Below are 24,610 nucleotides of genomic sequence, written 5' to 3'. Positions count from 1 at the left end.
CCGATGTGGGAGCGAGCTTGCTCGCGAAACCGGTGGGTCAGTCGACATATCGAGTGCCTGACACTCCGTCTTCGCGAGCAAGCTCGCTCCCACAAGGTATGTGTGGTGAATCTTAGCCCTTCATCACCTGCGCCAGCAGCTCGTAGGAATGCACGCGATCGGCATGCTCGTACAGGTCCGAGGTGAAAATCAGCTCGTCCGCCTGGGTCTGCTCGATCAACACCTCAAGCTTGGCGCGGATCTTCTGCGGGCCGCCGACCATGGCGAGGCCGAGGAAATCGCCCACCGCCTCACGTTCATGGGGCAGCCACAGACCGTCCATGGTTTTCACCGGCGGACGCTGCACCAGGCTCTGGCCACGCATCAACGCAAGAATGCGCTGGTACACCGACGTCGCCAGGTAATCGGCTTGCTCATCGGTATCCGCTGCCACCTGCGGCACGCCGAGCATCACGTACGGCTTGTCGAGCACCGCCGACGGTTTGAAGTGATTGCGGTAGATGCGGATCGCCTCGTGCATGAAGCGCGGCGCGAAGTGCGAGGCGAAGGCGTAAGGCAAGCCGCGCTCACCCGCCAATTGCGCACTGAACAGACTTGAGCCGAGCAGCCAGATCGGCACGTTGGTGCCGGTGCCGGGCATGGCGATCACGCGTTGCTCCGGGGTGCGCGGGCCGAGGTAGCGCATCAGTTCGGCAACGTCTTCAGGGAAGTCGTCAGCGCTGCCCGAGCGCTCACGGCGCAAGGCGCGGGCGGTCATCTGGTCAGAGCCGGGCGCGCGGCCCAGACCCAAGTCGATGCGTCCCGGGTACAGGCTCTCGAGGGTGCCGAACTGCTCGGCAATCACCAGCGGCGCATGGTTGGGCAGCATCACCCCGCCGGAACCGACGCGGATCGTCGACGTGCCTCCGGCCAGATAGCCGAGCAACACCGAAGTGGCCGAACTGGCGATGCCGTCCATGTTGTGGTGTTCGGCGACCCAGAAGCGCGTGTAGCCGAATTTCTCGGCATGCTGCGCCAGGTCCAGCGAGTTGCGCAGCGATTGCCCCGCGCTGCCGTTTTCGCGCACCGGCACCAGATCGAGGGTGGAAAATTTAACATCGGACAGTTTTTTCATGAACCTGCATCTCCGGGTGGGGAGGCAGGTTTTTCTTGCGAACGAAAACCTGCCAAATCCATAAGCGTGTTTTATGGAATGAGGGCATATACCCGAGATTCAATAGCAGCGACAAAATTTCCTACTAAAAAAGTCAACGATTCAGCCAGGCTGAACTTTGTTCCGCCGTCTATCCTCAGAAGCCTTGCTAGTAAAAACCGCGACGGCGCGGCGTTCCGCGCCATATTTGAGGAGGCAGACATGGCTATCGTGAAAAAGGCATCGGCGCATTGGGAAGGCGATCTGAAAACCGGTCTCGGCTCGATCTCCACCGAAACCGGCGTACTGCGCGAAGCGCCGTACGGCTTCAAGGCGCGCTTTGAAGGCGGCAAAGGCACCAACCCGGAAGAATTGATCGGCGCGGCCCACGCCGGGTGCTTCTCCATGGCGTTTTCGATGATTCTCGGCGATGCCGGCCTGAAGGCAGACAGCATCGACACCAACGCCGAGGTCACCCTCGATCAGGTTGACGGCGGCTTCGCGATCACTGCGGTGAAGCTGATTCTCAAGGCGAAAATCCCGGGCGCAACTCAGCAGCAGTTTGAAGAGCTGAGCAACAAGGCCAAGGAAGGGTGCCCGGTTTCCAAGGTGCTGAATGCGAAGATCACGCTTGAGGCTTCGCTGGTCAGCTGATTCGGCGTTTGCCGGGCTGACGCCTTCGCGAGCAGGGCTCGCTCCCATAGGGGATTTGTGCACGTCGCAGATCCAGTGTGGGAGCGAGCTTGCTCGCGAAGGCAGTCTCGAAACCTGCTCAGCAGCCGGCAATTAATACAAGGTGTGAGCAAAGTCAGAACCCGCTCTGCAGAATTGTGGTCGAATAATCGACAGCAGCTTCAGCGCACACCCGTGCGCGCTGCCTCAAGGAGCTTCATCGATGAAACGTATTGGCTTGGCGATCCTTTGCAGTGCACTGGCCACGTCCGCTATCGCAGCCCCCAAAAAATGTGAGGAGCTTAGAAAGGAGATCGAGATCAAGATCCAGGCGAAGGCGATCCCAACGTACACCCTTGAAATCATCACGGCAGAAGAGGCGAAGCAGCACGACTCGGCCATGATCGTCGGTACTTGCGAGAATGGCACCAAGCGGATCATCTATCAGAGAAACGATAGCTGATTGCCTTTTACGGCACGCAATTGATCTGCCGCTCGTTGGCAACGATCTGCCCCTGACGATTGATCAAGCGTGCACTTGGCGTGAAGGCCAGCGATCGGGCCTCAAGGCGGTAACGCTGCCCGGCCTCGAAGTGTTCATAGGGCACGGTCATGTAACACAGCCGCTCTTGCGGATCGGTATCCATGCCCTGACCACCCCCGAATACTTCGAAGTCAAAGCGCACGGTGAGCTCATGACTACCGGACGTCACCTGAAAAAAGCGTCCGTCGCGCAAGCGCTGTTTATCCAGGCGCTCGGCCATCAGCACTTTGCCGCCGGGGGTAGGCATGGCGAAGTCGACCCAGGCTTTGTCTGGATCGGCCGCCGGCAACGGGCTCTGACAACCGGCAAGCACACTGGCGGCCAGCAATGTCGTCAACTTGCGCATGATCGATATCCTTTGACGGGATTTGCAGCATAGCGCCGATCAACTGCTCTGACAGCCCGCCGGTGTGCCCTGGCCGACAACCTTGCGCTGTTCGTCATAAAGCTTGGCCCAAGGCCGGAAGCCGATGCTGCCCGCCTGCAGCTGATAGCGCTGGCCGGCGTTAAAGTCCTTGAATTTCACGCTCAACTGGCAATCGCGCCACAGCGGTTCGGCGGTCGGGCCGATGTTGGTGGCTTCGACCGGGAATTGGTAGCGCACCTTCAGCTCATGGCTGCCGGGCTGCACTTCGAAATAACGTTTGTCGACAGCCTGTGTGGCATCGACTTGTACGGCTTGCAGCGCCGTGTCGTGTTGGCGAGCGTCAAGATCGATCCAGGCTTGCGAAGGGTCGGGGTCGGGCATTCCGAATCCGGCACAACCGGCCAGCGTCAGCAGGCCTCCTGTCAGCATCAACATGCGCATAGCGGTGCTCCTTGAGGCGGGATAGTCTTGGGGCAGACTTTCCGGGGAATTTCTTATTTTGATCAGGCCGTTTTCCAGCCTTGGGTTACTTGATCGCGTTTTTCCGATTTTGTTTCCGGGTGTGTTGTTTTTGTTGCTCAACGGTTGCACCAGCGTCAGCTATTACAGCCAGTTGGCCAGCGGCCAACTGCAATTACTGCGCGCACGGGAGCCGGTCGAAAAAGTCATTGCCGACCCCAGCCGCGATGCCAGATTGCGCGCGCATCTGGCTCAATCACAAAAGGCCCGCACGTTCGCCAGCGAGCATCTGCACTTGCCGGACAACCAGAGCTATCGTCTGTACGCCGACATCGGTCGCCCGTTCGTGGTGTGGAATGTGTTCGCCACCGCAGAGTTTTCCCTGACGCCGCAGAATCACTGCTTCCCGATTGCCGGCTGCGTGGCCTATCGCGGCTACTACAGCCAGAGCGCCGCCCGTGGCGACGCGGCGCTTCAGCGCTTGCAGGGCATGGACGTGTCGATCGGCGGGGTCGAGGCGTACTCGACGCTCGGCTGGTTCAATGACCCGATTCTCAATTCGATGATGGGCTGGGGCGACGAACGGCTGGCCACGTTGATCTTTCATGAACTGGCGCACCAGAAGTTCTATGTGAAGGACGACACTGAATTCAACGAGTCTTTCGCCACCTTCGTCGAGCAGGAAGGCACGCGGCAATGGCGCGCGTTCCGCGGGCTGCCGGCGGAGTCGGATGCGAGGCTCAAGCAGCGTGACCAGTTCATCGGTCTGGTACTCGACACGCGCTCACGGCTGGAGACGCTGTATGCGCAGCCGCTGTCGGTTGAGCAGATGCGTGAGCGCAAAGCAGCTGAATTCGAGCGCTTGCGCCGGGAGTATCGGGTCATGCGCGACAGTCAGTGGGCTGGGGACAAGCGCTATGACGCCTGGGTCAATGCGCCACTGAACAACGCGCGGTTGTTGCCGTTCGGGCTGTATGACCAGTGGGTGCCGGCGTTTGCGGCGGTGTTCAGGCAGGTGGGTGAGGATTGGTTGAGGTTTTATGCCGAGGTCGAGCGGTTGGGACGGTTGCCGGTTGATGAGCGTAAGGCGGCTTTGAGGGCCTTGGCAGTTCCTGAGTCCTCCAGCGGCTGAACGGGCCTCATCGCTGGCAAGCCAGCTCCCACAGGGACAGCGGTGAGCCTGAAGAATCGCTATCCTGTGGGAGCTGGCTTGCCGGCGATAACCATCTGCTCAGCGCTGCAAAAACGCCTGATGCAACTCGTCCAAGGTTTCAAAGTGATAAGCCGGCGCCTCGGCATTCAGTTCTTCAAAACTGCCGAACCCATAGCCCACCGCCGCCGCATCCAGGCCATTGCTGCGCGCGCCGATCAGGTCGTGCTTGCGATCGCCGATCATCAGGGTCTGCGCGGGGTCCAGGCGTTCTTCCTCAAGCAAGTGCGCAATCAGCTCAACCTTGTTGGTCCGCGTGCCATCCAGTTCGCTGCCGTAGATCACTTTGAAGTGGCGGGCGAAGTCGAAGTGCCGGGCGATCTCGCGGGCGAACACCCACGGTTTGGAGGTGGCGATGTACAACTGCCGCCCCTGCCCGCTCAAGGTTTCCAGCAACGGCGTGACCCCGTCGAACACCCGATTCTCGTAGAGCCCGGTGACCTTGAAGCGCTCGCGATAGAAATTCACCGCTTCCCAGGCCTTGGCCTCGTCGAAGTCGTAGAACTGCATGAACGCTTGCAGCAGCGGCGGGCCGATGAAGTGTTCCAGTTTGCTCAGATCCGGTTCGTCGATGCCGAGATTGGCCAAGGCAAATTGAATTGAGCGGGTGATGCCCTCACGCGGGTCGGTCAGGGTGCCATCGAGGTCGAACAGTACAGTCTGGTAATGCATGGAAATTCCCGAGCAGGTGTAAGGCGATTCAGAGCTGGTCGTAGCCTTCGGCCAGATGCAGGTCCTTGAGCTTGACGTAGTTCGCCGCGCTGTACGTAAAGAAGGCGTTTTCCTTATTGGTCAGCGGGCGCACTTGCTTGACCGGGCTGCCGACATACAGGAAGCCGCTCTGCAGGCGCTTGCCCGGCGGCACCAGGCTGCCGGCGCCGATGATCACGTCGTCCTCGACCACGGCACCGTCCATGACGATGCTGCCCATGCCGATCAACACGCGGCTGCCAACGGTGCAGCCGTGCAGCATGACCTTGTGGGCGATGGTCACGTCATCGCCGATCAGCAATGGAAAACCGTCCGGGTTGAACGGGCCGGCGTGGGTGATGTGCAGCACGCAGCCATCCTGCACGCTGGTGCGCGCACCGATGCGGATGCGGTGCATGTCGCCACGGATCACCGTCAGCGGCCAGACCGAGCTGTCTGCGCCAATTTCGACGTCGCCGATCACCACCGCCGAACCGTCGACGAATGCGCCGTTGCTCAGGCGGGGGGTGTGATTCTGGTATTTGCGAAGGGACACGATTAGTTCTCTCTCTGTCGCCGATAGCTGCGGTGAGTGTCGATTGTAATTAAGATGGGCGCATGTTTCTTCCAGCCAAGGTGCCAACCGTGAGCGTGAACAACCCTCTTTTGCAGTCCTACGACCTGCCGCCGTTCTCCACGATCCGTGCCGAACACGTCCTGCCCGCCATCGAAACCATCCTCGCGGACAACCGCGCCGCCATCGCCGAAATCCTCAAGACCCAGGGCAAGAACCCGACCTGGGCCGGTCTGGTGCTGGCGATGGACGAACTCAATGATCGTCTCGGTGCGGCGTGGAGCCCGGTCAGCCATCTTAACGCCGTGTGCAACAGCGCCGAATTGCGCGAAGCCTACGAGTCGTGCCTGCCGGCCCTGAGCGCCTACTCCACCGAAATGGGCCAGAACCGCGAACTGTTCCAGGCGTATGAAGCGTTGGCCAACAGTCCGGAAGCTGCCAGTTTCGACGTCGCGCAAAAAACCATTCTGGAACACGCCCTGCGCGATTTCCGTCTGTCGGGTATCGATCTGCCGGAAGCCGAGCAGAAACGTTACGCCGAAGTGCAGAGCAAACTGTCCGAGCTCGGAAGCCGCTTCTCCAACCAGTTGCTCGATGCCACGCAGGCGTGGACCAAGCACATTACCGACGAAGCCGCCCTTGCCGGCCTGACCGATTCGGCCAAGGCGCAGATGGCTGCCGCAGCCCAGGCCAAAGGCCTCGACGGCTGGCTGATCACCCTGGAATTCCCCAGCTATTACGCGGTGATGACCTACGCGCAAGACCGTGCGCTGCGCGAAGAAGTCTACGCCGCCTACTGCACCCGTGCCTCGGATCAAGGCCCGAATGCTGGCCAGAACGACAACGGTCCGGTGATGGAAGAGATCCTCGCCCTGCGTCAGGAACTGGCCCGACTGCTGGGTTTCGCCAGTTTCGCCGAACTGAGTCTGGCGACGAAAATGGCCGAATCCAGCGATCAGGTGCTGAGCTTCCTGCGCGATCTGGCCCAACGCAGCAAGCCGTTCGCCGCGCAGGATCTGCAACAGCTGCGCGCTTACGCTGCCGAACAGGGCTGCGCCGATCTGCAAAGCTGGGACAGCGGTTTCTACGGTGAAAAACTTCGCGAGCAGCGTTACAGCGTCGCCCAGGAAACCCTGCGAGCCTACTTCCCGATCGACAAAGTCCTGAGCGGCCTGTTCGCCATCGTCCAGCGTTTGTACGGCATCGAGATCGCCGAGCAGAAAGGCTTCGACACCTGGCATCCGGACGTCCGCCTGTTCGAGATCAAGGAAAACGGCCAGCACGTCGGCCGCTTCTTCTTCGACCTGTATGCCCGCGCCAACAAGCGTGGCGGCGCGTGGATGGATGGCGCCCGCGACCGTCGTCGCACCGTCGACGGAGTGCTGCAAAGCCCGGTGGCCAATCTGGTGTGCAACTTCACCCCGGCCGACAGCGGCAAGCCTGCGCTGCTGACCCACGATGAAGTGACCACCCTGTTCCACGAGTTCGGCCACGGCCTGCATCACCTGCTGACCCGCGTCGAACACGCTGGCGTATCCGGCATCAACGGCGTGGCCTGGGACGCGGTCGAGCTGCCGAGCCAGTTCATGGAAAACTGGTGCTGGGAGCCGGAAGGCCTGGCGCTGATTTCCGGCCACTACGAGACTGGCGAGCCACTGCCGCAGGACCTGCTGGAAAAAATGCTCGCGGCGAAGAACTTCCAGTCCGGGCTGATGATGGTGCGTCAGCTGGAGTTTTCGCTGTTCGACTTCGAACTGCATGCCACCCATGGCGATGGCCGCAGCGTGGCGCAAGTGCTCGAGGGCGTGCGTGACGAAGTGTCGGTGATGCGTCCACCGGCTTACAACCGCTTCCCCAACAGCTTTGCGCACATCTTCGCTGGTGGTTACGCGGCGGGTTACTACAGCTACAAGTGGGCTGAAGTGCTCTCCGCCGATGCCTTTTCGAAATTCGAGGAAGACGGCGTGCTTAACGCTGAAACCGGTCGTGCATTCCGCGAGGCGATTCTGGCGCGCGGCGGCTCGCAGGCACCGATGGTGCTGTTCGTCGACTTCCGTGGCCGTGAGCCGTCGATCGATGCGCTGCTGCGCCACAGCGGCCTGAGTGAGGACGCGGCAGCATGAGCGACGGCCCTGTGATCACCAAGAAGCGCTTTATCGCCGGGGCGGTCTGCCCGGCGTGCAGCGAGCCGGACAAGTTGATGATGTGGAACGAAGACGGCGTGCCGCACCGCGAATGCGTGGCTTGCGGCTACTCCGACACCCTCAACGAGCAGGGCCTGTCGGTGCCCAAAGAACTGGGCACGCGGGTCAATACCAGTGCGCTGAAGCCTGCCGCCGACAAAAAGGTCCAGGCCGTGCAGTTCTTCCCCAACCCCAAGTTGAAGAAAAAGCCCGACGAGCAACAGTGACAACTACCGCCACCTGCCGATGATCGTCGTCAGGTGGCGGTAACTATCTACCACCTCGCCCCCGCGCTTCGTGATTAGGCTGGTCAATCCAGCCCTCTCTCACGGAAGACGCCATGCCTGACACCAACCCCCTCCTGCAACAATGGCAGTTGCCGCCCTGGTCGGCGATACGCGCCGAACATCTGCTGCCGGCAGTCGAGCGCATCGTTGCCGACAACCTGCTGATCATCGAAAACGTCATCGCCACTCAGGTTGATCATCCCAACTGGGACGACGTGGTCATTGCCATTGATGAAGCCGATGCACGCCTGAATGAAACCATGGCGATTATCGAATTCCTCTCGGTCAGGCATGCCGATGATCCCGAGTGGTTGGCGCAGGAAGCGCTCAGCACCCACGCTGCGCAGCATTACAAGGCTGCGAAGGCCGGCAATCGACAGTTGCTCCAGGTTTATCAACGATTGGCACAGAGCTCCATAGCCGCCAGCTTCAGTGATGCACGCAAAGCCTCGCTGGCGAAAATCCTGCGCAGGTTTCACCTGGCCGGCAGCGAATTGTCGAGTGCGCAGCGCAAGGATCTGACGCGATTGAACGGCGAAATCGATCTGCTGGAAAAGCGCTTCATGAGCAATCTCAGGTCGGTCAACGCTGCATGGAGCAAGGACATCGACGATGCAGCGCTGTTGGCAGGACTGCCGGCCGAAACGCAGGCGCATCTGGCCGCCAATGCCAACAAGGCCGGCCTGCCCGGGTGGCGGCTGACACTCGATCAGAACACTTACGATCAGGTCATGAAGCGGGCGCGGCACCGCGGTTTACGTGAAGAGTGTTTCAAAGCCTGGTGCACCCGCGCTTCGGATCAGGGGCCATACGCCGGCCGCTTCGACAACGGACCGGTGCTGCACAAGCTGCTGGCGGCGCGTCATGCCAAAGCCCGGCTGTTGGGTTTCGACAACTTCGCTCAGCTGCGACTGCTCGATCGCATGGCCGTGGATACTGACCAGGTCCGCCGTTTTCTGCAGCAGCAGATCGCTCTCAATGCAGCGGCGCTTGCGCGCGAAACCGATGACCTGCAAGCCTCTGCACGCCAGTATGGTATTGATCAGATAGAAGCGTGGGATCACGACTTCCTCGCCGAGCAATTGCGCTTGAAGCAGTTGGGCGGCGAGGAGCAGGACCTGCGCCTGTTTTTTCCGCTGGACGCCATACTGCAGAGCCTGTGCCGCTTCAGTGAGCACATGTTCGGCATCAGGATCAGCGAAAATATTCGCCTGGAGACTTTCAACGAAAACGTGCGCCTGTTCGAAGTCAGCGAGCATGAGCAAGCGGTCGGCTTCATCTACATCGACCCGTTCCACCGCGCCGCTGGCGCCGACTACGCCTGGACAGGTGTACTGCGCAACCGACGGATCAATGCGGAAGGCCGGCCATCACTGCCGATAGCCTCGCTTCAATGCAATTACACGGCCGCCGCCGACGGGCTGAATCTGCTGGCACATCAGGATCTGCGCGTGCTGCTACACGAATTCGGCCATTGCCTGCATCACGTGCTGACACGTTCGCCGCACTACAACCTGTCCGGCATTTCGCATCTGAGCCGCGACGCTGCCGAGTTTGTCGGGCAGCTGTTCGAGAAATGGGCGCTATCCGGGCAATTCCTGCGCTGGCTGGGTACGCATCATCAGAGCGGTGAGCGCCTGTCGCAAACGCAGGCCGACGCCGCGTTTTCCACCACCGACATCCAGCGCAGCCGAGAGACGGCGATGCTGCTGCTGAGCGCGCTGTTCGACTTCGAACTGCATTGCAGTCACGGCGACGGTCGCACTGTTCAACAAGTGATGGCGGATGTGCAAAGCGCATTCCCGGGCCTGCATATTCCAGCCTACTGCCGCTTCGCCAACAGCTGCGATTATCTGGTCACCGGTTACGAGGCTTCGCTTTACGCCTACAAATGGTCGGGTGTGCTGGCGAGCGAGGCATTCAAACGCTTCGAACGTGAAGGTCTGTTCAATGAACAGACGGGCCGGGATCTGCGCAAGCACCTGCTGTCGGGAGACAGACAGTCACTCCCCGCCGCGCTGCAAGCGTTCTTGGGTAAACCGATCGACAGCGCGCTGTTTCCTGCACCAGCCGATTGAGCTGATCAACGCTGGACGTGCGCCGAGTCGAACCAGCTCTTCATCGAACACATGGCGAATGCACTGGTGCTGCATTCGCCATTGATCAAGGCTTCGTGCAACCGATCGACATCGGCCTGCATCACGTAACGCACGCTGTCGTGGAAATGCTGACTGTCACCAAAACCGCCCTCGGTCATTTCCTTGAGCGCCTGCTCTTTGCTCCAGCCCTGCACCACCACGCGGTACATCGCCGCCATCAGTCCGGTGCGGTCAGAACCGTGCTTGCAGTGCATGAGCACCGGGCCGTCGGCTTCGGCGGACTGAATCGCGCGCAGAGCCTTGAGCACATCGCTGTCGTCGACGTGATTGGTGCGATACGGCAGTTGCACTTGCTTGATGCCCGGCGCGGAGAGCCAGTCGCTATCAGCATCAGGCAGGAAATTGATTACGGTGACGACATGCAGATCGTTCAATAGCGGCACCGCGCTGAGGCTGGGCAAGGCGCTGCGATACAGCGTCGGTGACATGCGGAACAGGTTGAACTGCGCCTCAACCGGCTGTGCCCACTCGGCCGGGCGAGATGGCGTGGCGTCGGCCGCCCGGGCGGCAATGCCATGCAACAGAGCAACAAGCGAAAAACATAACGCGGGGAAAAAGCGCACTCGAGACATGCTGGGCTGACCGTTTCGGCAATCTTCATTGAAGGAATTGCAGCTTCGCTTTTGAGCGGTCAACGCGCCGTGAGCCGGTCGTCAAAGAAACGTGAATCGTCGCTTCGCCGGGCTTTTTTCCGTGCAAACGGTTTTTCTTGATGCTTAGCCTGCTACCATTTGTCACATGATGTTGCAGACGTGGCGCCCTTTTTCGGGACAGACCCTCGTCATCGCGACGCAAAATTCCTCGAGCTGCTCGCAGAAGCGGCTGACTTCTATGCCTGATGAGGTGCCCCCCATGTCTGATCAAGATCGAGACAACCCGCGGCGTGAGTTCTTGCGCAAATCCCTGACCCTGATTCCGGTGGTCACACTTGCCGGTACCGGCCTGGGCAGCAGCGTGCTGCAAGCCGCACCTGAAAGCACACCGGCGCCTGCCGCAGCAAAACCGGCCGCGGCTGGCGCCGGTGAGTATCAGCCGAGCTTTTTCACCGCCGAAGAATGGGCGTTCATCAACGCTGCCGTCGCCCAGTTGATCCCCAACGATGCGCAGGGCCCGGGCGCGCTTGAAGCCGGCGTGCCGGAATACATCGACCGCCAGATGAACACGCCGTACGCCGCCGGTGCCCTGTGGTACATGCAAGGCCCATTCAATGCCGACGCTGCGCCGGAGATGGGCTGGCAGAGCAAACTGGTACCCAAAGACATCTATCGCCTCGGCATCGCCGCCACGGATCAGTGGGTAAAAGGTCTCAGCGGTAAAACATTTGCCGAGCAAGACAGCGCTACCCGAGACGATTTGCTCAAGCAACTCGAAGCCGGCAAGCCGCAGTTCGATGCGGTGCCGGCGAAGATTTTCTTCAATCTGCTGCTGCAAAACACCAAGGAAGGTTTCTTCTGCGACCCGATCCACGGTGGCAATAAAGGCATGGTCGGCTGGACCATGATCGGTTTCCCCGGCGCCCGCGCCGATTTCATGGATTGGGTGGAACGCAATGAGCAATACCCCTTCCCGGCAGTGTCGATTCGCGGCGAGAGGGCGTAAGCATGGCAACGGTAATGAAGAAGGTTGATGCAGTCATCGTCGGTTTCGGCTGGACCGGGGCCATCATGGCCAAGGAACTCACCGAGGCGGGTCTCAACGTGCTGGCGCTGGAGCGCGGGCCGATGCAGGACACCTACCCCGACGGCAACTATCCGCAGGTGATCGACGAACTCACCTACAGCGTGCGGAAAAAGCTCTTTCAGGACATCTCCAAAGAGACGGTGACCATTCGCCACAGCGTCAACGACATCGCCCTGCCCAACCGCCAGTTGGGCGCGTTCCTGCCGGGGAATGGCGTCGGTGGCGCCGGACTGCATTGGTCGGGCGTGCACTTTCGTGTCGACCCGATCGAGTTGCGCATGCGCAGCCACTACGAAGAACGCTACGGCAAAAGCTTCATCCCCAAAGACATGACCATTCAGGATTTCGGCGTCAGCTATGAAGAGCTGGAACCGTTTTTCGACTTCGCGGAAAAAGTCTTCGGCACCTCCGGCCAGGCCTGGACCGTGAAAGGCCAATTGGTCGGTCAGGGCAAGGGCGGCAACCCCTACGCGCCGGACCGTTCCAACCCGTTCCCGCTTGAAGCGCAGAAGAACACCGTATCCGCTCAGCTGTTCGGCAAAGCGGCTACAGAAGTCGGTTACAAACCCTACAACCTGCCTTCGGCAAATACCTCTGGGCCGTACACCAATCCCTACGGCGCACAAATGGGGCCGTGCAACTTTTGCGGATTCTGCAGCGGCTACGTCTGCTACATGTATTCCAAGGCCTCGCCGAACGTGAACATTCTGCCGGCGCTCAAGCCCCTGCCGAATTTCGAACTGCGGCCCAACTCCCATGTGCTGCGGGTCAATCTCGACAGCAGTAAGTCGAAAGCCACCGGCGTCACCTACATTGACGGCCAGGGCCGCGAGATCGAGCAGCCGGCGGACCTGGTGATCCTCGGCGCGTTCCAGCTGCACAACGTGCGTCTGATGCTGCTCTCCGGGATCGGCAAACCCTACGACGCGATCAGCGGCGAAGGCGTGGTCGGGCGTAACTTCGCCTACCAGAATATGGCGACCATCAAGGCCTTCTTCGACAAGGACACCCACACCAACAACTTCATCGGCGCTGGCGGCAACGGCGTGGCGGTGGACGATTTCAACGCCGATAACTTCGATCACGGCCCGCACGGCTTTGTCGGTGGCTCGCCGATGTGGGTCAACCAGGCTGGCAGTCGACCGATTGCCGGTACTTCCAACCCGCCGGGCACGCCGGCTTGGGGCAGCGCGTGGAAACGCGCCACTGCCGATTACTACACCCACCAGGTGTCGATGGACGCCCACGGCGCGCATCAATCCTACCGTGGCAACTACCTCGATCTCGATCCGGTGTACCGCGATGCCTACGGCCTGCCGCTGCTGCGCATGACCTTCGACTGGCAGGAAAACGACATCAAGATGAACCGCTTCATGGTCGAGAAAATGGGCAAGATCGCCCAAGCCATGGGCCCGAAAGCCATTGCGGTGATCGGCAAGCAGGTCGGCGACCACTTCAACACCGCCTCGTACCAGACCACCCACCTCAACGGTGGCGCGATCATGGGCACCGATCCGAAGACCAGCGCGCTGAACCGCTATTTGCAGAGCTGGGACGTGCACAACGTGTTCGTCCCGGGCGCCTCGGCGTTCCCGCAGGGCCTGGGCTACAACCCGACCGGGCTGGTGGCGGCGCTGACCTACTGGTCGGCAAAAGCAATCCGCGAGCAGTACCTGAAAAACCCCGGCCCGCTGGTGCAGGCTTAAGGAGCGATGACCATGAAAACTTTCGTTATCGCCACCCTCGCCCTGCTCGGCAGCACTGCAATTTATGCGGCCGATGTTGATCAAAATCTGATCAAGCAAGGTGAATACCTCGCCCGCGCCGGTGACTGCGTGGCCTGTCACACCGCCAAGGGCGGCAAGCCGTTCGCCGGCGGCCTGCCGATGGAAACACCGATAGGCACGATCTACTCGACCAACATCACCCCGGATAAAACCGGCTTGGGCGATTACAGTTTCGAGGACTTCGATCAGGCCGTGCGCCACGGCGTGGCCAGAAACGGCAGCACGTTGTACCCGGCGATGCCTTATCCGTCCTACGCGCGGGTCAACCAGGCGGACATGCAAGCGCTGTATGCGTATTTCATGCACGGCGTCGAACCGGTGGCGCAGGAGAACAAGGCCAGCGACATTCCCTGGCCGTTGAGCATGCGCTGGCCGCTGATGGGCTGGCGCTGGCTGTTTGCGCCGAAAGTCGAGGATTACCAGGCCACGTCGGCCGATGCGGTGATTGATCGTGGCGCGTACCTGGTCGAAGGCCTCGGCCACTGCGGCGCCTGTCACACCCCGCGCGCGCTGACCATGCAGGAGAAATCCCTGAGCGCGGCGGACGGCAGCGAATTCCTCGCCGGCAGTGCACCGCTGGAAGGCTGGATCGCCAAGAGCCTGCGCGGCGATCACAAGGATGGCCTCGGCAGCTGGAGCGAAGAACAACTGGTGCAGTTTCTCAAGACCGGGCGCAGTGATCGCAGCGCAGTGTTCGGCGGCATGAGCGATGTGGTCACCCACAGCATGCAATACATGAGCGATGCCGACCTCACCGCGATTGCCCGCTATCTCAAATCGCTACCGGCCAATGATCCGGCGGATCAGCCGCATCAGTACGACGAGAAAGTGGCCAAAGCGCTGTGGAACGGCGACGACAGCCAACGCGGCGCGTCGGTGTACATCGACAACTGCGCAGCCTGCCACCGTACCGATGGCCATGGCTACACCCGGGTGTTCCCGGCGCTGGCGGGCAATCCGGTGCTGCAGACGGATGACCCGACCTCGCTGATTCATATCGTGCTCAAGGGCGGGACTTTACCGGCAACGCACACCGCGCCATCGACCTTCACCATGCCCGGTTTCGCCTGGCGCCTGTCGGATCAGGAAGTCGCGGATGTGGTGAGCTTCATTCGTGGCAGCTGGGGCAACAAGGGTGCGCCGGTGAAAGCTGCCGATGTTGCCGAGTTACGTACGGAGGATATGAAGCAGACCTCCGGTGACGATCTGGGCCAAGTGACGCAACACAACTGACCACTCGCCCGACGGCACTAGCCAGATGAGGATCGCCCCGATACTGTGCGCATATACAGTATCGGGGCGTTTTCATGTCTACTCCATTGCCACCTCGCGGTCGCGGCACCGCAACCAACCCGCACAACCGCTTTGCGCCGAGTCGTTCGGTGGTCGAGGACGATGGCTGGTATCAGGAAGTGCCAGAGACGCAAAACACCGAAGTGATCATCGAGAAGGCCAAATCGATCATCAGCCGCAACACCTCGCCGGATCTGCCCTTCGACCGTTCGCTCAATCCTTATCGCGGCTGCGAACACGGCTGCATCTATTGCTACGCACGGCCCAGCCACGCCTACTGGGACATGTCGCCGGGCCTGGATTTCGAAACCCGGCTGATTGCCAAGACCAATGCCGCCCAGGTCCTCGAGGAACAACTGAGCAAACCCGGCTATCAATGTGCGCCGATCAATCTCGGCTCCAATACCGACCCGTATCAGCCCATCGAGCGCGAATACAAAATCACCCGTCAGACCCTGGAAGTGCTGCTGCGCTATCGCCACCCGGTGACCATCGTCACCAAAGGTTCGCTGATTCTACGCGATCTCGATTTGCTCACGGAGCTGGCGCAGCAACGGCTGGTAACGGTGATGATCAGCCTGACCACGCTGGATGATGAACTCAAACGCATCCTCGAACCGCGCGCCGCTGCGCCCAAGGCACGCCTGCGCGCGATCCGGGTCATGCGTGAAGCAGGCATTCCGGTCGGCGTGCTGTGTTCGCCGATGATTCCGATGATCAATGACAGCGAAATCGAAAGCCTGCTCACCGAGGCCCACGCTGCCGGTGCGCAAAGCGCTGCCTACATGATGCTGCGCCTGCCGCTGGAAGTCGCGCCGCTGTTCGAGGAGTGGTTGCAGGCGCACTATCCGCAACGTGCCGCCCATGTGCTGAGCCTGATCCGCCAGAGTCGCGGCGGTGAACTCTACGACAGCCGTTTCGGCGCGCGGATGCATGGTGAAGGGCCGTTTGCCGACCTGCTCGCACAAAGATTTGCCAAGGCCATCAAAAAGCTTGGCCTGAACAAACGCGAGGGCTATAACCTCGACTGCTCGGCCTTCTGTCCGCCGGGTCGCCAGATGTCGTTGATTTAGCGACAATTGGCTTTGGGTTGACGGGTTGGAATCCTTCCGCCGAAACACGCCGGTCACGTTTTTTGTGACCTGGAACACACGTTCTAGAGCGTTTGATTCAGTTTCAGTTAAGTTTCGGCGGCTACCTTGTTCATCGAGTGACTGACGGGTCGGGATGACCCGGATGGTTTAAACAGCCACTGGCTTCATACCGGAATACCGGGGAAGACTCCCTGAATCCGCACAAGAGGATGAATCATGAGTGACAAGGATAAACAGTCGTTGGCTGCCTCGGCGCAAAGCCCTGAAGCACAATCCGCCGATGCAGCACTGCGACAGATCGTTGATGGCTTTTTACGCTTTCACCATGACGTTTTTCCGCAGCAGGAAGAACTGTTCAAGAAGCTCGCCACCGCTCAGGCGCCCAAGGCGATGTTCATCACCTGCGCCGACTCGCGCATCGTTCCCGAGCTGATCACCCAGAGCTCACCGGGCGATCTGTTCGTTACCCGTAACGTCGGCAACGTAGTGCCGCCCTACGGTCAGATGAACGGCGGCGTCTCCACCGCGATCGAATACGCGGTACTGGCGCTGGGCGTGCAGCACATCATCATTTGCGGCCACTCCGATTGCGGCGCCATGCGCGCGGTACTCAACCCCGACAGTCTGGAAAAAATGCCGACGGTCAAAGCCTGGCTGCGCCATGCTGAAGTCGCGAAAACCATGGTGCACGACAACTGCAACTGCACCGACGAAAAAGACAGCATGCCGATCCTCACCGAGGAAAACGTCATCGCCCAACTGCAGCACTTGCGTACCCATCCTTCGGTAGCCTCGCGCATGGCGAACGGTCATCTGTTCATCCATGGCTGGGTCTACAACATCGAAACCAGCGAAATCAAAGCTTACGACGCGGACCAGGGTCGTTTCCTGCCTCTCGACGGCAGCCATCCGATTCCTGTGGCGACGCCCAAAGCGCGCTTCTAAATCTTCCCAACAATCTGTGTGGTATGACGCCGGCCGCTGATTCAGCGGCCCGGCCTCGCCACGCCTGAAGAAAACTTCGGGAGAATCGCCATGCGTGCGGCTCAATTGAAAGCTGTGTTGCCACGGGAGCTGCTCGCCTCCGTGGTTGTGTTTCTGGTCGCCCTGCCGCTGTGCATGGGCATCGCGATTGCCTCAGGGCTGCCGCCGGCCAAGGGTCTGATCACCGGCATCATCGGCGGCCTGGTGGTCGGTTGGCTGGCGGGCTCGCCGTTGCAGGTCAGCGGTCCGGCGGCGGGTCTGGCGGTGCTGGTTTTCGAGCTGGTGCGCCAGCATGGCGTCGAGATGCTCGGGCCGATCCTGCTGCTCGCCGGTTTTCTGCAACTGGTCGCCGGGCGGCTGAAGCTCGGCTGCTGGTTTCGCGTCACGGCGCCAGCGGTGGTCTACGGCATGCTCGCGGGCATTGGCGTGTTGATTGTGCTTTCGCAAATCCATGTGATGCTCGATGCCAAGCCGCAGCCTTCCGGGCTCGACAACCTCACGGCGTTTCCGGCGGCCGTAGCGCAAGCCTTGCCGTCGTTCGGCTGGCAGGCGGGTCTGCTCGGCTTGTCGACGATTACGGTGATGTGGCTGTGGGAAAAATTCCGCCCGCATTCGCTGCGCTTCATTCCCGGCGCATTGCTCGGTGTAGGTCTGGCGACGGTGGCGAGCCTGATGCTGGCGTTGCAGGTCAAGCGCGTCGAGGTACCGGCGAACCTGGCCGAGGCGATCGATTGGCTCAAGCCAGCCGACCTGATGAATCTGGCCGACCCGACGCTGCTGATAGCCGCGTTCGCCGTGGCGTTTATCGCCAGTGCCGAAACCCTGTTGTCGGCGGCAGCGGTGGATCGCATGCACAGCGGCGTGCGTTCGGACTTCGATCGTGAACTGTCGGCGCAAGGTGTCGGCAACATGCTCTGCGGTCTGGTCGGCGCGCTGCCGATGACCGGGGTGATCGTGCGCAGTTCGGCCAACGTCCAGGCTGGTGCGACCACACGCTACTCGACGATTTTCCATGGCCTGTGGCTGCTGGCATTCGTGCTGTTGCTGTCGAGCGTGCTGCAAAGCATTCCGGTGGCGAGTCTGGCGGGGGTGCTGGTGTATACCGGCTTCAAACTGGTCGACCTGAAAGCTTTCCGTGGTCTGGGTCGGTACGGGCGGATGCCGATGTTCACCTACGCCGCTACAGCGTTGGCGATCATCTTCACTGACCTGCTCACCGGTGTGCTGATCGGCTTCGGTCTGACGATGTTGAAGCTGGCATTCAAGGCTTCGCGCCTGAAGATCAGCCTGATCGACTTGCCGCAGGACGGCGAGATGGAACTGCGTCTGGTTGGTGCAGCGACGTTCCTCAAAGTGCCGGCGCTGACTCAAGTGCTGGGCAGCATTCCCCACGGTACGACGGTACATGTGCCGCTGAACAACCTCAGCTACATCGACCATTCGTGTCTGGAGTTGCTTGAGGAATGGGGCCGGGCGAATGCGGCGAAGGGTTCGAAGCTGTTGATCGAGTCGCGTGGGTTGAAGCGCAGGCTGGAAGGCCGCGTGCGGACCAATACCGGGATTGGTGCGGCGGGTTAGAACTCGACCTCAAAACGCAAACCCTGTGGGAGCGAGCCTGCTCGCGAAAGCGGTGTATCAGCCAACAGAGATGTTGAATGATCGACCGCATTCGCGAGCAGGCTCGCTCCCACATTGCATCTAGGGTGTATGAGGGTTATGCAGCAGGCTGGTCGAGTTCCAGACCCACCCCCAACCGGCGGCCCATGCACGGCCAGCGTTTCCAAGCCGCGCCAGTGTCCGGACTGCTGAGTTTTTCGCGGTAGGCTTCGACCGACTCCAAAGCAAAACTCTCTTCGTTGAGCATCTCGTCGATCGCGTGATGCACCGCTTCGTCCAGTTGGTTGGCGAATTCCTCACCGATCAATTGGTGAGCAATCAGGTTGGCGACCGTCATGTCCAAGGGGATCAATGGCTGGCCGAAATGCTTGATGTACAGGTCGTTGACCTCTTCGACAAAGCGGTGTGCCAGATAGGCCTCGTCGAGCAGGCTGTCCAGGCCGACATGTCCGGCCATGATCGCCGGCGGCTGGAGGAAATACTGTTCGGCGATCTTCAGCACCGGTTTGATCTGCGATTCGATTCCCGCTTCCCTGGCGACTTCATTGGCTGCATCCAGCAGGTCCGGTACTTCATCGATGTAGGCGGCGACAAAACGCGTCAGCACGCCCTGGGCGTCGGCTTCCGGTAACTGGATGGCCGGGTGCAGGTGAGGCAGCTTGCTTTCCAGCTGACGGGTCAGCAGGCCGGTGTCTTTTTCGTGCTGTTGGGCTTTTTGGATCTGCTCGCGCAATGCGGCGGTGTTCATGAAAACTCCAGGAAACAAGGCAATGAAATAGGGAAGACATAACTTAGCTGGCTTACGAAAAACGCTAAGACGCATTTGTCATAATTATTTCATCCTTGATGCAGCTGCGTTATATCCATTCGCCACCACTCGTCTGCATCCTTCTCCATTCGGGCACTTGAACGCAAGCGCCGGGTGTTTCAGCTCATTTACGTGCCGGGTTGCAATTCCCGGGCGCTGTCTATACTCGCCAATGAATGGAGTTAGCTGATGACGCCCGACTGCACCCGCAGCAAGGCCCGGCGATTCAAGTTCGTAGTCTGATGCAGCCGCTCCCTTGCCGCAGGCGATACGCCGGCGGGATAACAAGAACGATAAGGGGAACCCGCAATGATGCGACATCCACATGTCTGGATGGGCCTCCTGTTGTGGTCGATTTTCAGCCCGGCCAACGCGGCATGGACTGTGAATATGGCGCCTGGAGCGACTGAAATCAGTCACGCAGTATTCGACCTGCACATGACCATTTTCTGGATCTGTGTGGTGATCGGGATCATCGTCTTCGGCGCCATGTTCTGGTCGATGATGGTGCACCGCCGCTCTACTGGCCAGGTCGCGGCCAAATTCCACGAAAGCACAGGCGTCGAGATCATGTGGACCATCGTGCCGCTGCTGATCCTGGTGGCCATGGCCGTGCCGGCCACCGCGACGCTGATCAAGATGTACGACACCAGCGAGCCGGACATCGATATCCAGATCACCGGTTATCAGTGGAAGTGGCACTACAAATACTTGGGCCAGGACGTCGAGTTCTTCAGCAACCTGGCCACCCCCGCCGAGCAGATCCACAACAAAGAAGCCAAGGGCGAGCACTACCTGCTCGAAGTCGACAAGCCGCTGGTGCTGCCGATCGGCGCCAAGGTGCGCTTTCTGGTGACCTCGGCTGACGTCATTCACTCATGGTGGGTGCCGGCGTTTGCGGTCAAGCGCGATGCGATTCCCGGGTTCGTCAATGAGGCCTGGACACGCATCGACAAGCCTGGCCTCTACCGTGGCCAGTGCGCCGAATTGTGCGGCAAGGATCACGGCTTCATGCCGATCGTGGTCGAGGTCAAGGAACAGGCCGACTACGAAAAATGGCTCGCCGAGCGCAAGGCCGAGGCCGCGCAGCTCAAAGAACTGACCAGCAAGGAATGGACCCTCGACGAGCTCAAGGAGCGCGGCGACAAGGTCTATCACACCACTTGCGTGGCCTGTCACCAGGCCGAAGGCCAGGGCCTGCCGCCGATGTTCCCGGCACTCAAGGGCTCGAAAATCGCCACCGGGCCGATCAAGGATCACCTGAGCATCGTCTACCACGGCAAACCCGGCACCGCCATGGCGGCGTTCGGCAAACAGCTGTCGGAAGTCGATATCGCAGCGGTCGTGACTTACGAACGTAACGCCTGGGGCAACAACAAGGGCGACATGGTCACGCCAAAAGAAGTGCTGGAGCTGAAACAGGCGGAAAGCAAATGAGCCGGTCAATTGCGTATTCAGTGAACCGGTCGGGGCAGCGCGCCCCGGCCTGCCCCGTCCACTTTCGTGAAGGAGACCGGCCATGAGCGCTGTCATCGATGACCACGGTCACGCCGACCACGCCCACGGCCCCGCCAAAGGCCTGATGCGCTGGGTGCTGACCACCAACCACAAGGACATCGGCACGCTGTACCTGTGGTTTGCCTTCTGCATGTTCCTGCTCGGCGGCTCGTTCGCCATGGTCATTCGCGCCGAGCTGTTCCAGCCCGGCCTGCAGATCGTCCAGCCGGAATTCTTCAACCAGATGACCACCATGCACGGTCTGGTCATGGTGTTCGGTGCAGTGATGCCGGCCTTCGTCGGCCTCGCCAACTGGATGATCCCGCTGATGGTCGGGGCGCCCGACATGGCCCTGCCACGGATGAACAACTTCAGTTTCTGGCTGTTGCCGGCGGCGTTTCTGCTGCTGGTCTCGACGCTGTTCACCCCGGGCGGCGGACCGAATTTCGGCTGGACCTTCTACGCGCCGCTGTCGACGACCTACGCACCGGAAAGCGTGACGTTCTTCATCTTCGCCATCCACTTGATGGGCATCAGTTCGATCATGGGCGCGATCAACGTGGTCGCGACCATCCTCAACCTGCGCGCGCCCGGCATGACCCTGATGAAAATGCCGCTGTTCGTCTGGACCTGGCTGATCACCGCGTTTCTGCTGATCGCAGTGATGCCGGTGCTGGCCGGCTGCGTGACGATGATGCTCATGGATATTCACTTCGGCACCAGTTTCTTCAGTGCTGCCGGCGGGGGTGACCCGGTGCTGTTCCAGCATGTGTTCTGGTTCTTCGGCCACCCCGAGGTATACATCATGATCCTGCCGGCGTTCGGCGCGGTCAGCCAGATCATCCCGACCTTCGCGCGCAAGCCGCTGTTCGGCTACACCTCGATGGTCTACGCCACGGCGAGCATCGCGTTCCTGTCGTTCATTGTCTGGGCGCACCACATGTTCGTGGTCGGCATTCCGCTGGTGGGAGAATTGTTCTTCATGTACGCGACCATGCTGATCGCCGTGCCAACCGGGGTGAAAGTGTTCAACTGGGCGAGCACCATGTGGCAAGGCTCGATGACCTTCGAGACGCCGATGCTGTTTGCCGTGGCGTTCGTCATCCTGTTCTCTATCGGTGGTTTTTCCGGGCTAATGCTGGCGATCGCCCCGGCGGACTTCCAGTATCAGGACACCTACTTTGTCGTCGCGCACTTCCACTATGTGCTGGTGCCCGGGGCGATCTTCGGCATCTTCGCCTCGGCCTATTACTGGCTGCCGAAGTGGACCGGGCACATGTACGACGAAACCCTCGGCAAGCTGCACTTCTGGCTGTCGTTCGTCGGCATGAACCTGACCTTCTTCCCGATGCACTTCGTCGGCCTTGCGGGGATGCCGCGACGGATTCCGGACTACAACCTGCAGTTCGCCGACTTCAACATGGTCTCGTCGATCGGCGCATTCATGTTCGGCGCCACGCAGATCTTCTTCCTGTTCATCGTCATCAAGACCATCCGTGGCGGCGCACCGGCCCCGGCGAAACCGTGGGACGGTGCCGAAGGGCTGGAGTGGAGCGTGCCGTCGCCAGCGCCGTACCACACCTTCACCACGCCGCCGGAAGTGAAATGAACACCTGCTGTTTTTTGCAATGTGTGCAGAGGCACAGATCCCCAGTGGATGCTCACAGATCTCCTGTGGATGTACACAGATCCCTTGTGGGGAGGGGATTTATCCCCTCACCACACAGGTATTGCCGGGCAAAAATGATTACCGGGGAGGCATGAATCATGGCTGACTCGATCTCGCTGAAGAAGCTCGTCACCCGTCTGCTGCTGGTGGTAGTGGCGATGTTCGTCTTCGGTTTCGCCCTGGTGCCGATCTATGACGTGATGTGCAAAGCCTTCGGCATCAACGGCAAGACCGGCGGCCAGTACGCGGGCGAGCAAGTGGTCGACACCTCGCGCCAGGTGCGCGTGCAGTTTCTCTCGACCAACACCGCCGACATGCCGTGGGACTTTTACCCGAAACACGACGAGCTGACCGCCAATCCCGGCGCGGTGAACGAGATGGTCTTCATCGCACGCAATCCCACCGACAAACCGATGAGCGCGCAAGCGGTGCCGAGCATCGCGCCGAGCAACGCGGCGGCGTTTTTCCACAAGACCGAATGCTTTTGCTTTACCCAGCAGGTGCTGCAACCCGGTGAACAGATCGAGATGCCGGTGCGTTTCATCGTTGACCGCGACATGCCCAAGGAAGTGAAGCACCTGACGCTGTCCTACACGCTGTTCGATATCACCGCCCGACATCCGCCGGTGGCTGTTAACACTGGCGGTTGAGCGTGGCCGATAAGGAGAACAATAAATGGCAACTCATGAGCATTATTACGTCCCGGCCCAGAGCAAATGGCCGATCATCGCCACGCTCGGGATGTTCGTCACCGTCTACGGCCTCGCCACCTGGTTCAACGATCTGAAGGCCGCACGCCCGGATTCCCATGGCCCGCTGATCTTTTTCGTCGGCGGCCTGCTGCTGGCGTACATGCTGTTCGGCTGGTTCGGTGCGGTGGTCAAGGAAAGTCGCGCGGGGCTATACAGCCCGCAGCTGGACCGTTCGTTCCGCTGGGGCATGAGCTGGTTCATCTTTTCCGAGGTGATGTTTTTCGTCGCCTTCTTCGGCGCGCTCTTCTATATCCGCGTCGTTTCCGCGCCCGGGCTGGCCGGCGAAGGCAGCAAGGGCCTGTCGGAAATGCTCTGGCCGAACTTCGAATATGTCTGGCCGTTGCTGAACAACCCCGACCCGAAACTGTTCCCACCGCCCAAGGATGTCATCAGCCCTTGGGGCCTGCCGCTGCTCAACACGATCCTGCTGGTCAGCTCCAGCGTAACCATCACCATCGCCCACCATGCGCTGAAGAAAGGCCATCGCGGCGCGCTGAAACTTTGGCTGGCGATCACCGTGCTGCTGGGCATCGCGTTCCTCGGTTTCCAGGCCGAGGAATACATCCACGCCTACCAAGAGCTGGGCCTGACCCTCGGCTCGGGCATCTACGGCGCGACGTTCTTCATGCTTACCGGGTTCCACGGCGCCCACGTGACCATCGGCACGATCATCCTGTTCGTGATGCTGATGCGCATCATGAAAGGCCATTTCGACAACGAGCACCAGTTCGGTTTCGAAGCGGCGAGCTGGTACTGGCACTTCGTCGATGTGGTGTGGATCGGTTTGTTCTTCTTCGTTTATGTGCTCTGAAAACAGCTGCAAGTTGCTAGCTGCAAGCTTCAAGTAAAAGCGGTAAGGCTTCTAACTCGCAGCTTGCAGCTCAACGCTTGCAGCTACCACGGCACGTGGGACACCAACTGGCCGCTGTAGAAACCCCAGGCCATCAGGCCGACGGTGACCACGGCCAGTGCCACCCGAACACTCAAGGCGATGACCAGCCGATTGGAGCTGCTGTCGTCCTTGACCAGGAAAAACAGGCCGCTGAACAGGCTGACGACCGTGGCAATCAGCATCAGGACGATCGCTGCTTTGAACATGGCAAGACTCCGGGGGACAGGCGATGCAATTGAGTATAGCGATCGCGATCACTG

Annotated in this window: 24 protein-coding genes; 16 read left to right on the top strand and 8 right to left on the bottom strand. The window is 60.4% G+C overall.

Features of this window, described 5'->3' with window-relative positions; all coding sequences use genetic code 11:
* Positions 1 to 112: 112 nt before the first annotated feature.
* Entirely contained in the window at positions 113 to 1,114 is a 1,002-nt protein-coding gene (locus tag ACYSTU_RS07655) for an LLM class flavin-dependent oxidoreductase (protein WP_498997180.1), read from the bottom strand.
* Between the two features lie 240 nt (positions 1,115 to 1,354).
* Here ACYSTU_RS07655 and ACYSTU_RS07650 point away from each other — a divergent pair, with 240 nt between their 5' ends.
* On the top strand, positions 1,355 to 1,786 hold the full coding sequence (locus tag ACYSTU_RS07650) for an OsmC family protein (RefSeq protein ID WP_016772308.1): 432 nt from the start codon (positions 1,355 to 1,357) through the stop codon (positions 1,784 to 1,786).
* A 241-nt stretch (positions 1,787 to 2,027) separates the two neighbouring features.
* Positions 2,028 to 2,267 (top strand): DUF1161 domain-containing protein, encoded by a 240-nt coding sequence (locus tag ACYSTU_RS07645; protein WP_125927293.1) that lies wholly within the window; start codon positions 2,028 to 2,030, stop codon positions 2,265 to 2,267.
* Positions 2,268 to 2,274: 7 nt separating this feature from the next.
* Here ACYSTU_RS07645 and ACYSTU_RS07640 read toward each other — a convergent pair whose 3' ends face one another.
* A complete protein-coding gene (locus tag ACYSTU_RS07640) occupies positions 2,275 to 2,694 on the bottom strand; it encodes a PA0061/PA0062 family lipoprotein (protein ID WP_498997178.1) in 420 nt (139 codons plus the stop codon).
* A 39-nt stretch (positions 2,695 to 2,733) separates the two neighbouring features.
* Positions 2,734 to 3,156: a PA0061/PA0062 family lipoprotein gene (locus tag ACYSTU_RS07635; RefSeq protein WP_016772311.1), complete on the bottom strand. Its 423-nt coding sequence runs from the start codon at positions 3,154 to 3,156 to the stop codon at positions 2,734 to 2,736.
* Positions 3,157 to 3,214: 58 nt separating this feature from the next.
* Between ACYSTU_RS07635 and ACYSTU_RS07630 the strand changes: the two genes are divergently transcribed.
* Positions 3,215 to 4,306 carry an aminopeptidase gene (locus ACYSTU_RS07630; protein ID WP_498997175.1) on the top strand — a complete coding sequence of 364 codons (1,092 nt, stop codon included), beginning with the start codon at positions 3,215 to 3,217 and terminating at the stop codon, positions 4,304 to 4,306.
* Between the two features lie 99 nt (positions 4,307 to 4,405).
* Here the strand turns inward: ACYSTU_RS07630 and ACYSTU_RS07625 are convergent, their stop codons facing one another.
* Both ACYSTU_RS07625 and ACYSTU_RS07620 read right to left on the bottom strand, forming a co-directional pair.
* Positions 4,406 to 5,056, bottom strand: coding sequence for an HAD family hydrolase (locus ACYSTU_RS07625; protein WP_024015022.1), 651 nt, complete (start codon positions 5,054 to 5,056; stop codon positions 4,406 to 4,408).
* Between the two features lie 28 nt (positions 5,057 to 5,084).
* Positions 5,085 to 5,630 (bottom strand): gamma carbonic anhydrase family protein, encoded by a 546-nt coding sequence (locus ACYSTU_RS07620; RefSeq protein ID WP_498997170.1) that lies wholly within the window; start codon positions 5,628 to 5,630, stop codon positions 5,085 to 5,087.
* Between the two features lie 89 nt (positions 5,631 to 5,719).
* Here ACYSTU_RS07620 and prlC point away from each other — a divergent pair, with 89 nt between their 5' ends.
* The 3 genes from prlC (at position 5,720) to ACYSTU_RS07605 (ending at position 10,196) form a co-directional block, all read left to right on the top strand.
* Positions 5,720 to 7,771, top strand: a complete 2,052-nt coding sequence (prlC, locus tag ACYSTU_RS07615) for an oligopeptidase A (protein WP_123441974.1) — start codon at positions 5,720 to 5,722, stop codon at positions 7,769 to 7,771.
* Positions 7,768 to 8,058, top strand: coding sequence for a YheV family putative zinc ribbon protein (locus ACYSTU_RS07610; RefSeq protein ID WP_016772316.1), 291 nt, complete (start codon positions 7,768 to 7,770; stop codon positions 8,056 to 8,058). The genes prlC and ACYSTU_RS07610 overlap by 4 nt, the downstream gene beginning before the upstream one ends.
* A 113-nt stretch (positions 8,059 to 8,171) precedes the next feature.
* On the top strand, positions 8,172 to 10,196 hold the full coding sequence (locus tag ACYSTU_RS07605; RefSeq protein WP_498997167.1) for a M3 family metallopeptidase: 2,025 nt from the start codon (positions 8,172 to 8,174) through the stop codon (positions 10,194 to 10,196).
* Between the two features lie 5 nt (positions 10,197 to 10,201).
* Here the strand turns inward: ACYSTU_RS07605 and ACYSTU_RS07600 are convergent, their stop codons facing one another.
* Positions 10,202 to 10,849 carry a phosphatase domain-containing protein gene (locus ACYSTU_RS07600; protein ID WP_498997164.1) on the bottom strand — a complete coding sequence of 216 codons (648 nt, stop codon included), beginning with the start codon at positions 10,847 to 10,849 and terminating at the stop codon, positions 10,202 to 10,204.
* Positions 10,850 to 11,129: 280 nt separating this feature from the next.
* On the opposite strand from ACYSTU_RS07600, the gene ACYSTU_RS07595 reads away from it, so the two are divergent.
* From ACYSTU_RS07595 to ACYSTU_RS07570, 6 genes are all read left to right on the top strand, one after another.
* Positions 11,130 to 11,876: a gluconate 2-dehydrogenase subunit 3 family protein gene (locus tag ACYSTU_RS07595; RefSeq protein ID WP_130899515.1), complete on the top strand. Its 747-nt coding sequence runs from the start codon at positions 11,130 to 11,132 to the stop codon at positions 11,874 to 11,876.
* Between the two features lie 2 nt (positions 11,877 to 11,878).
* The gene (locus ACYSTU_RS07590; RefSeq protein ID WP_498997159.1) at positions 11,879 to 13,663 is read left to right on the top strand and encodes a GMC family oxidoreductase; all 1,785 of its coding nucleotides are present in this window, start codon (positions 11,879 to 11,881) and stop codon (positions 13,661 to 13,663) included.
* Between the two features lie 12 nt (positions 13,664 to 13,675).
* Positions 13,676 to 14,977 (top strand): c-type cytochrome, encoded by a 1,302-nt coding sequence (locus tag ACYSTU_RS07585; RefSeq protein ID WP_498997156.1) that lies wholly within the window; start codon positions 13,676 to 13,678, stop codon positions 14,975 to 14,977.
* 74 nt (positions 14,978 to 15,051) lie between these two features.
* Positions 15,052 to 16,110, top strand: a complete 1,059-nt coding sequence (locus ACYSTU_RS07580) for a PA0069 family radical SAM protein (RefSeq protein WP_498997154.1) — start codon at positions 15,052 to 15,054, stop codon at positions 16,108 to 16,110.
* Between the two features lie 237 nt (positions 16,111 to 16,347).
* Positions 16,348 to 17,076 carry a carbonic anhydrase gene (locus ACYSTU_RS07575; protein WP_016772323.1) on the top strand — a complete coding sequence of 243 codons (729 nt, stop codon included), beginning with the start codon at positions 16,348 to 16,350 and terminating at the stop codon, positions 17,074 to 17,076.
* A 90-nt stretch (positions 17,077 to 17,166) separates the two neighbouring features.
* Positions 17,167 to 18,693 (top strand): SulP family inorganic anion transporter, encoded by a 1,527-nt coding sequence (locus ACYSTU_RS07570; protein WP_498997150.1) that lies wholly within the window; start codon positions 17,167 to 17,169, stop codon positions 18,691 to 18,693.
* A 136-nt stretch (positions 18,694 to 18,829) separates the two neighbouring features.
* On the opposite strand, the gene ACYSTU_RS07565 is transcribed toward ACYSTU_RS07570, so the two are convergent.
* On the bottom strand, positions 18,830 to 19,480 hold the full coding sequence (locus tag ACYSTU_RS07565; protein WP_016772325.1) for a hypothetical protein: 651 nt from the start codon (positions 19,478 to 19,480) through the stop codon (positions 18,830 to 18,832).
* A 369-nt stretch (positions 19,481 to 19,849) separates the two neighbouring features.
* Between ACYSTU_RS07565 and coxB the strand changes: the two genes are divergently transcribed.
* The 4 genes from coxB (at position 19,850) to ACYSTU_RS07545 (ending at position 24,269) form a co-directional block, all read left to right on the top strand.
* Positions 19,850 to 20,977 (top strand): cytochrome c oxidase subunit II, encoded by a 1,128-nt coding sequence (gene coxB, locus ACYSTU_RS07560; protein WP_016772326.1) that lies wholly within the window; start codon positions 19,850 to 19,852, stop codon positions 20,975 to 20,977.
* An 82-nt stretch (positions 20,978 to 21,059) separates the two neighbouring features.
* A complete protein-coding gene (gene ctaD / locus ACYSTU_RS07555) occupies positions 21,060 to 22,646 on the top strand; it encodes a cytochrome c oxidase subunit I (RefSeq protein WP_016772327.1) in 1,587 nt (528 codons plus the stop codon).
* Positions 22,647 to 22,804: 158 nt separating this feature from the next.
* Positions 22,805 to 23,356, top strand: coding sequence for a cytochrome c oxidase assembly protein (locus ACYSTU_RS07550; RefSeq protein ID WP_016772328.1), 552 nt, complete (start codon positions 22,805 to 22,807; stop codon positions 23,354 to 23,356).
* A gap of 25 nt (positions 23,357 to 23,381) precedes the next feature.
* Positions 23,382 to 24,269 (top strand): cytochrome c oxidase subunit 3, encoded by an 888-nt coding sequence (locus ACYSTU_RS07545; RefSeq protein WP_258710785.1) that lies wholly within the window; start codon positions 23,382 to 23,384, stop codon positions 24,267 to 24,269.
* 83 nt (positions 24,270 to 24,352) lie between these two features.
* Here ACYSTU_RS07545 and ACYSTU_RS07540 read toward each other — a convergent pair whose 3' ends face one another.
* Positions 24,353 to 24,556 carry a twin transmembrane helix small protein gene (locus ACYSTU_RS07540; protein ID WP_024015001.1) on the bottom strand — a complete coding sequence of 68 codons (204 nt, stop codon included), beginning with the start codon at positions 24,554 to 24,556 and terminating at the stop codon, positions 24,353 to 24,355.
* Positions 24,557 to 24,610 lie beyond the last annotated feature (54 nt).

Source organism: Pseudomonas glycinis (assembly GCF_054871425.1).
This window is presented reverse-complemented; position numbering and strand designations above follow the sequence as displayed.